Below are 6515 nucleotides of genomic sequence, written 5' to 3'. Positions count from 1 at the left end.
GCCCTTTTCCGTGTTTTCCCGCTGGTCGTACGGGGTCGTGGGGCCGCCGTGTCTCCGGGGCGGCCCTTTTCCGTGTTTTCCCGCTGGTCGTACGGGGTCGTGGGGCCGCCGTGTCTCCGGGGCGGCCCTTTTCCGTGTTTTCCCGCTGGTCGTACGGGATCACGGGGTCACCGCGGCCCCCAGCACGATCGGGGCGTCGGCGGGGAGGCCGGGCAGGGGGCGTGCCCGTCCGGTGACGGCGTCCACCCGGAAGAGGCCGAGGGGTTCGCCGCCGTCCCTGGCGCTCATCCTGACGACCACCTCGCGGGTGTCCAGCCAGCTCACCACCTCGGCGGTGGCGGGCCGCTCCGTCTCGGGGAGCGGGAGCCGCCTGAAGACCCGCCGCGACTCGGCGTCGATGACATGGAGACTGTGGGGGTCCTCGCCCTTCCCCGCGACGATCGCGGCGGAGTACCTACCGCTGGGAGAGTCGGCCCAGGTGCCGTACCTCTTGCCAAGCCAGGCGGCGACCTTCTCGGTCGGCGGCAGCTGCTCCGCGGGTACGGACGTCAGGTCGCCGGTCGTGAAGTCGGTTCGCAGCCGCCGCTCGCCGAGCGTGACCGTGAAGTGGCGGCCGTTGGAGGAGACGCTCACCAGCGTGCCGTTCTCGGTGTCGGCGGAGGCGAGAACCGGCGACAGGTAGCGCTTCACCCCGCTGCCGAGGTCGTGGGCGACATAGCGGCGCTCCGCCGCGCTGAGGTAGGCGATGCGGCGCCCGTCATGGCTGATGGCGGGAACCAGCCGAGGATGCTCCCCGCCGTCGCCGCGCGCGAGGCGCTGAGCGGCGTCGGGAACGCTCAGCGTCGACTCGCAGGGATCTGTGCCCTCGCACGGGGGAAGGCCGGGAGCGGAGTTCTCAGAGCCGCCGGAGACCAGTTTCAGGGTCCAGCCCGCGCAGGTCACGTCGCCGGCCCGTGCCGGGGACGTGCCGTCCGCCTGGACGCCCTGGCCGGGACAGCGGCCGGGGATCGCGTAGCGGATCACCGAGGAGGTCCGCGGCGCCTGCCACGGTGCCGGGGTGGCGCTCGGCGCGGGGCTGGAGACCGCCCGTACCGGCTCCTGGACCTGTGCGGCGTGCGGCCGGTTCCGCTCGCCCAGCGCCGAGTTCCACACCTCCGCGCGCTGGAGCATGACGAAGGCGGCGATCAGGCCGACCGGTACCAGCGCCGCCGCCACGGCGAGGAGGGCTCCCCGGTTGCGACGCCGCCTGAGCGTGCGCATGGACCGGGCGCTGAGGTCGGGAACCGACGCCTCGCCCGCCGCCGTGGCCATCCTGTTGACGAGGCGGGTCTCGTTCCCCTTGGTGAGGGTGTCGACCGCCTCGGTGATCTCCGCCTCCACCGTCTTCTCCGGCAGGCCGAGGACGGAGGCCATCTCGGCGCGGCTCCTGCCGTCGTGCAGGCAGGCGACGACGAGGAGGCGCTGCCGGGGAGGCAGCCGCACCAGAGCCGTCGGCCCGGCGGCGCTCGGCCGCGCCAGGAAGCGGCGGTAGAGCGCGATCTGGGCGTGCGTGGTGGGGTTCTCCCACACCGGTGGCGGCCAGGAGAGGGCGACCGTGTGGAAGGAGCGCAGGGCGAGGCGGATGGCCTGCTCGTGGCTGCCGGTGAGAAGGAGGGCGGTGCCGACGAGGGAACGCTGATCGCGCTGTACGAACTCGCGATAACCGATATATCGGCGCATGGAAGTTTTTGCTCCGGCTTGCCTGAGGGACGTACAACGGTAGCGATCTAAGCGGCTGGAGCGCCAGATTGGGGTGAATGTCGGAGATTGGGGAGTGAACGTGTCTGGCATCTCACCATGACGGGGGCTGTGGACATGGCCACGTTGTAGGAAAACTGAGGTCACGTCGGGATAACAAAGGGAGGGTATGAGCCATGGCGCCGTAAAGTTTGCCACGTTGGAGATTACGAGACCGTGGGGGCGATGATGTCGGAGATCGCGCCACTGGAAGCGGGAGAGCCGCGCCAGCTTGGGCCGTTCCGCGTCGTCGGGAAGATCGGCGAGGGCGGGCAGGGCATCGTCTACCTCGGGATCAACGCCGCTGGGGAGCGGGCGGCGATCAAGCTGCTGCACGTGAAGTTCTCCGGCGACGCCACCGCCAGGTCCAGGTTCGCCAGGGAGGCGCGGGCGGCCCAGCGGGTCGCGTCCTTCTGTACGGCGGCCGTCCTGGACGCCGACCTCAAGGGCGACACCCCCTACATCGCGAGTGAGTACATCGAGGGCAGGTCGCTGAGCGAGGTCGTGGAGACCGACGGCCCCCTGCGGGGCGCCGCGCTGCAGCGGCTGGCGATCGGCACGGCCACCGCGCTCACCGCGATCCACCACGCCTCGATCGTGCACCGCGATTTCAAACCGGACAACGTGCTCATCGCCGCCGACGGCCCGAGGGTCGTCGACTTCGGCATCGCCCGCATCCTCGACTCCACCGGCACGATCACCAGCCGGGCCATCGGCACCCCCGCCTACATGGCGCCCGAGCAGATCTCCGGCTCCGAGGTCGGGCCGCACACCGACGTCTTCGCCTGGGGAGCGACCATCGCGTTCGCCGCGACCGGCGAGACGATCTTCGAAGGGAGGTCGATCGCCGTGGTGCTCAATCGCATCCTCAACCACGAGGTCGACCTCGGCTCGCTGCCGCAGCCGCTGCGCGGCGTGGTCACCTCGGCGCTGGCCAAGTCACCCGCCGACCGGCCCTCGGCGGACCAGATCCTGCTCAGGATGCTCGGCCACCCCGAGACGGTGAACGCCTCGCCCGCGATCCTCACCCAGGGGGCCAAGGTCGCCGCCCCCGACGAGCTCCGCTCCCGCACCCGGAACCGCGACGAGTCCCAGGCTCGTGATCAGGGCCACGACCGGCCTCGGCCCCGTGCCCAAGGTCCGGGCCCCGACGACGACGCGACCAGTCTGATGCGCACCCCGACTCACCGGACGAACGCCCCGGGTGAGCCGGTCCCGCCGTCCACCGGGTTCCGGATGGGAAACCCCGCCCAGGACCCGCCTCTCCGCCCTGGTCAGGAGGGTACCGGTACCGAGGGACAGGAGGACCGGACCAGGCGGCCGGGTCAGGGCGAACGCCGTGAGACCTCCGGCCGGGGCGACCTCCCGTCCGCGCACGGTCCCGCGGAGAGCCCGTCCCACCCCGACCACCGCTCTCCGGAGCACCGCCCGTCGAGCTACCGGGAGTACCCCTCGTCCCCCGGGTATGGCGAGTACCCGTCCTCTCCCGGCTACCGGGAGTACCCCTCGTCTCCCGGATACGGCGACAGCGTGGCCTCCCCGGAACAGGCGGGGGAGGTGCCGCCGCCCAGCTGGCAGGTGTCCGCGACCCTTGTCGGCGGGCCGGCGGCGCCACCGGCCCGCCGGCAGGGGAGGCGCTGGATCGCCATCGGGGTCGCCGTGCTGCTGATCGCGGGGGCGGCGTTCGCCGCGGTCCGCTGGTGGCCGAGGACCGTCTCCCAGGGCGAGCCGGAGCCGGCCGAGACCGCCCGCCCCTCGTACACCTCGGTGGTCGACAAGGCCGCCAAGACGGGCAGGCTCACCATCGGCGTGCGCGACTTCCTGCCCGGCATCGCACTGAACAACGGCGGGAAGTGGGGCGGCTTCGAGATCGACTTGGCCCTTGAGATCGCCAAGGCGCTGGGGGTGCCGGAGAGCGGCGTCACCTTCAGGTCCACCGCCCGCGCGGAGCGGCCGAAGCTGCTGGCGGACGGTGACATCGACCTGGTGCTGGCGACCTACTCGATCAACGACACCGACGACGTCACCTTCGCGGGGCCCTACTACCTCGCCCACGTCGACGCCCTCGTCAAGGACGGCTCACCGATCGTGACCGTGAAAGGCCTGGAGGGCAGCCGGATGTGCGAGCCGGCCGCCAGCGTCTCCGTGGCCGTGATCCAGGACGTGGTCGAGCGGCTCACCCTGGTGCCCGCCAAGACCTACTCCGAGTGCGTCGACAAGCTGCGGGCCGGTGAGGTCGACGCGATCCCCGGCGACGACCTGCTGCTGGCCGGCTTCGGCAACCGGGAGAGCATCCGCTACAAGCTGCTCGGCCTCAAGCTCACCGACGAGCGCTACGCGGTGGCGCTCAAGAAGGGCGACAGGCGCACCTGCGAGGCCGTCAGGGGAGCGATCGCCACCCTCTACAAGGACGGCACGGTCCGCAGGCTGCTCGACAAGCACTTCTCCAGGGTCGAGTTCCCCGGACGGGAGAACGCCCGCCCCGCCATGGCCACCTGCGCCTAGTAGGGCTTGGCCAGGTGTCCTGTCCCCCAAGCGGGGGCCAGGCCGGCTGTACGCAGTCAGTCCTCGTCGGCGGGTAGGGCGAAGAGCCGGATGTACAGGGGGCGCGCGTCCGGCGGAGCGTCTTCCGCCCGATGGCTGTACTTCATCAGCAGCGCGATGTAGGCGTCGAAGAACTCCTGGAACTCGGCCTTGGTCATCCGGCCGAGACCGCGCGACCCCCTGGCCCAGTCGGGGTCGCGCAGGTACGCCTCGGGAAAGCGCTCGAACAGCACGCGATCCTCGTCCATGCCGACCCGGTGGAACTCGGCGAGCACGGGGCGGTCCTCGGGGGCGAGCTGGTCGGGCGTGGGCAGCCGCATGTCTCTCGGTCCCTCGACCTTGCGCCACCAGCGCTCCCTGCCCGTCGAGCGCTCAGGGATCTCCTCGATGAAGCCGGATTTCTCAAGTTGGCGCAGGTGGTAGCTGGTCGTGCCGGTATTGGCGCCGAGCGACTCGCCGAGCGTCGTCGACGTCGCGGGGCCGTGCACGTCGAGGTGGCGCAGCATGAGCCGCCGCATGGGATGGGCCAGTGCCTTGAGCCGCGCCGGGTCGTCGAGCAGGAATGACTCCTCATCCTTCATGAGGAGCAGTCTAGTACCACAGAACGATATCTGCAGAGAAATGTTTGCAGACATCTCTCTGTCGAATATCGTCGGCATTATGCGACGAAGCCTCCTGGCGGCGCTCACCGCCCTCTGCCTGCTCGCCACCCCCGCGGCCGCCGCGGCGACCATCGAGACTCCGCCTGCCGTACCGCCCGACCTGAAGGCGACGCAGGTGAGCTTCCGCGGCGACGGGGGTCTCACCCTGCACGGCACGGTCCTCTCACCCGCCGCGGCAAAGCCCGCCCGGCCCGGCATCGTCCTCGTGCACGGCTCGGGTACGGGTACGCCCCGCACGAAGCTGATGAGCGAAGCCGTCGGTTTCGCCCGCCAGGGCCTGTCCGTGTTGATCTACGACAAGAGGTCCAAGGGCTACTCGCTTTTCCAGCGCTCGTACTCGCAGCTCGCCGACGATGCTCTCGGCGCCGCGGCCACGCTGCGTTCCCAGCCGGGCGTCGACCCGGCGAAAGTCGGCGTCTGGGGCTTCAGCGAGGGCGGATGGGTGGCCCCGATCGCGGCCTCACGTTCGAAGGACATCGCCTTCGTCGTGCTCGTGGGCGCGAACAGCCTGCCACCACTGCGCCAGCAGACCTGGGCCGTGGCGGCCGGGCTGCGCAAGGCCGGGGTGTCGGGCCCACTCGTCGACCGGGCCGAGCTCAACCTGTACCGGACGCTTGCGGACGGCGGCATGTTCCCCGAGCCGTACTACGACCCGGCGCCGACCATGGCCGCCGTGCACCAGCCGGTGCTCGGCATCTGGGGCGTCCACGATCTGCTGACCCCGCCCCGGGAGAGCCCGCCGGGGTTCGCCCGGGCGCTTGAGCATGGCGGCAACCGGAACTACACGTTCCGCTTCTTCCCCGACGCCGACCACGCCGCACACCTGACCCCGGACGGCGGCGTCACCCGGTCGCCCGAGCTCGCTCCCGGATACGCCGACCTGGTCGGCTCCTGGGTCCAGGACGTCACGGCGGGCCGTCCGCCCACCGCGCGGACGTCCGGCCCCGATCCCGTCCAGGAGTCCCCGACCGTGCCGGTGGAGCCGCCGGCCTGGTGGGAGTCGGCGCCGATGCAGCTCGCGGTACTGGTGTTGCTCGTCGTCGCGTTCGCCGCCTACCCGCTGGTCGCGCTGGCGCGTCGGCTGCGCGGCGGCTCGCGGGCGCCGGTGAGCAGGGCCGCGCGGTTCCTCAGCGCCGGAGGGCTCGCGGTGGTGCTCGGGTCGCTCTCCTACCTGTTCTACCTGGTGATGACCGGCGGCAAGCTGGCCGCTCCCGGCCCCGTTCTGGCCGAACGCCCGCTGATCTGGCTCGCGCTGCAGGCCCTCGCGGTGGCTTCCGCGGTCGCCGCGCTTCTCACCGCGCTGGCCTGGCACCGCGCCCGCGGGTCCGTGCCGCCGGGGGAGAGGGTACGGCTCGGCCTCCTGGTCGCCGGCGGGCCGGTGTTCATCCCGTGGGGCCTCTACTGGGGCCTGCTGCTTCCGTGACGGCCTCACCTTTCATGCGGCTCGCGTCAGGGGAGTCGATGTCGTGGCGAGTGCTGTCCCGTAGGCGAGCGTCCCGGCGGGGAAAGAGCCGGGCGGGGCGCGGAGACGAC

At 71.5% G+C, this 6515-nt stretch carries 4 protein-coding genes; 2 read left to right on the top strand and 2 right to left on the bottom strand.

What is annotated here, in order from left to right:
• Positions 1 to 159 precede the first annotated feature (159 nt).
• Entirely contained in the window at positions 160 to 1719 is a 1560-nt protein-coding gene (locus ACWD3H_RS41950) for a sigma factor-like helix-turn-helix DNA-binding protein (protein ID WP_451958978.1), read from the bottom strand.
• 243 nt (positions 1720 to 1962) lie between these two features.
• Between ACWD3H_RS41950 and ACWD3H_RS41945 the strand changes: the two genes are divergently transcribed.
• Positions 1963 to 4281: a protein kinase domain-containing protein gene (locus ACWD3H_RS41945; RefSeq protein WP_451958977.1), complete on the top strand. Its 2319-nt coding sequence runs from the start codon at positions 1963 to 1965 to the stop codon at positions 4279 to 4281.
• 56 nt (positions 4282 to 4337) lie between these two features.
• On the opposite strand, the gene ACWD3H_RS41940 is transcribed toward ACWD3H_RS41945, so the two are convergent.
• Positions 4338 to 4901: an ArsR/SmtB family transcription factor gene (locus ACWD3H_RS41940; RefSeq protein ID WP_451958976.1), complete on the bottom strand. Its 564-nt coding sequence runs from the start codon at positions 4899 to 4901 to the stop codon at positions 4338 to 4340.
• A gap of 79 nt (positions 4902 to 4980) precedes the next feature.
• Between ACWD3H_RS41940 and ACWD3H_RS41935 the strand changes: the two genes are divergently transcribed.
• Positions 4981 to 6405, top strand: a complete 1425-nt coding sequence (locus ACWD3H_RS41935; protein WP_451958975.1) for an alpha/beta hydrolase family protein — start codon at positions 4981 to 4983, stop codon at positions 6403 to 6405.
• The last annotated feature ends 110 nt before the right edge of the window (positions 6406 to 6515 follow it).

It is taken from the genome of Streptosporangium sp. NPDC002607, from assembly GCF_053592655.1.
This window is presented reverse-complemented; position numbering and strand designations above follow the sequence as displayed.

What these genes read in the sequence shown, in the direction of transcription:
- ACWD3H_RS41935 (WP_451958975.1), top strand. Translation starts at nt 4,981, where the DNA reads ATGCGACGAAGCCTCCTGGCGGCGCTCACCGCCCTCTGCCTGCTCGCC.
- ACWD3H_RS41945 (WP_451958977.1), top strand. Translation starts at nt 1,963, where the DNA reads ATGATGTCGGAGATCGCGCCACTGGAAGCGGGAGAGCCGCGCCAGCTT.
- ACWD3H_RS41940 (WP_451958976.1), bottom strand. Translation starts at nt 4,901, where the DNA reads ATGAAGGATGAGGAGTCATTCCTGCTCGACGACCCGGCGCGGCTCAAG.
- ACWD3H_RS41950 (WP_451958978.1), bottom strand. Translation starts at nt 1,719, where the DNA reads ATGCGCCGATATATCGGTTATCGCGAGTTCGTACAGCGCGATCAGCGT.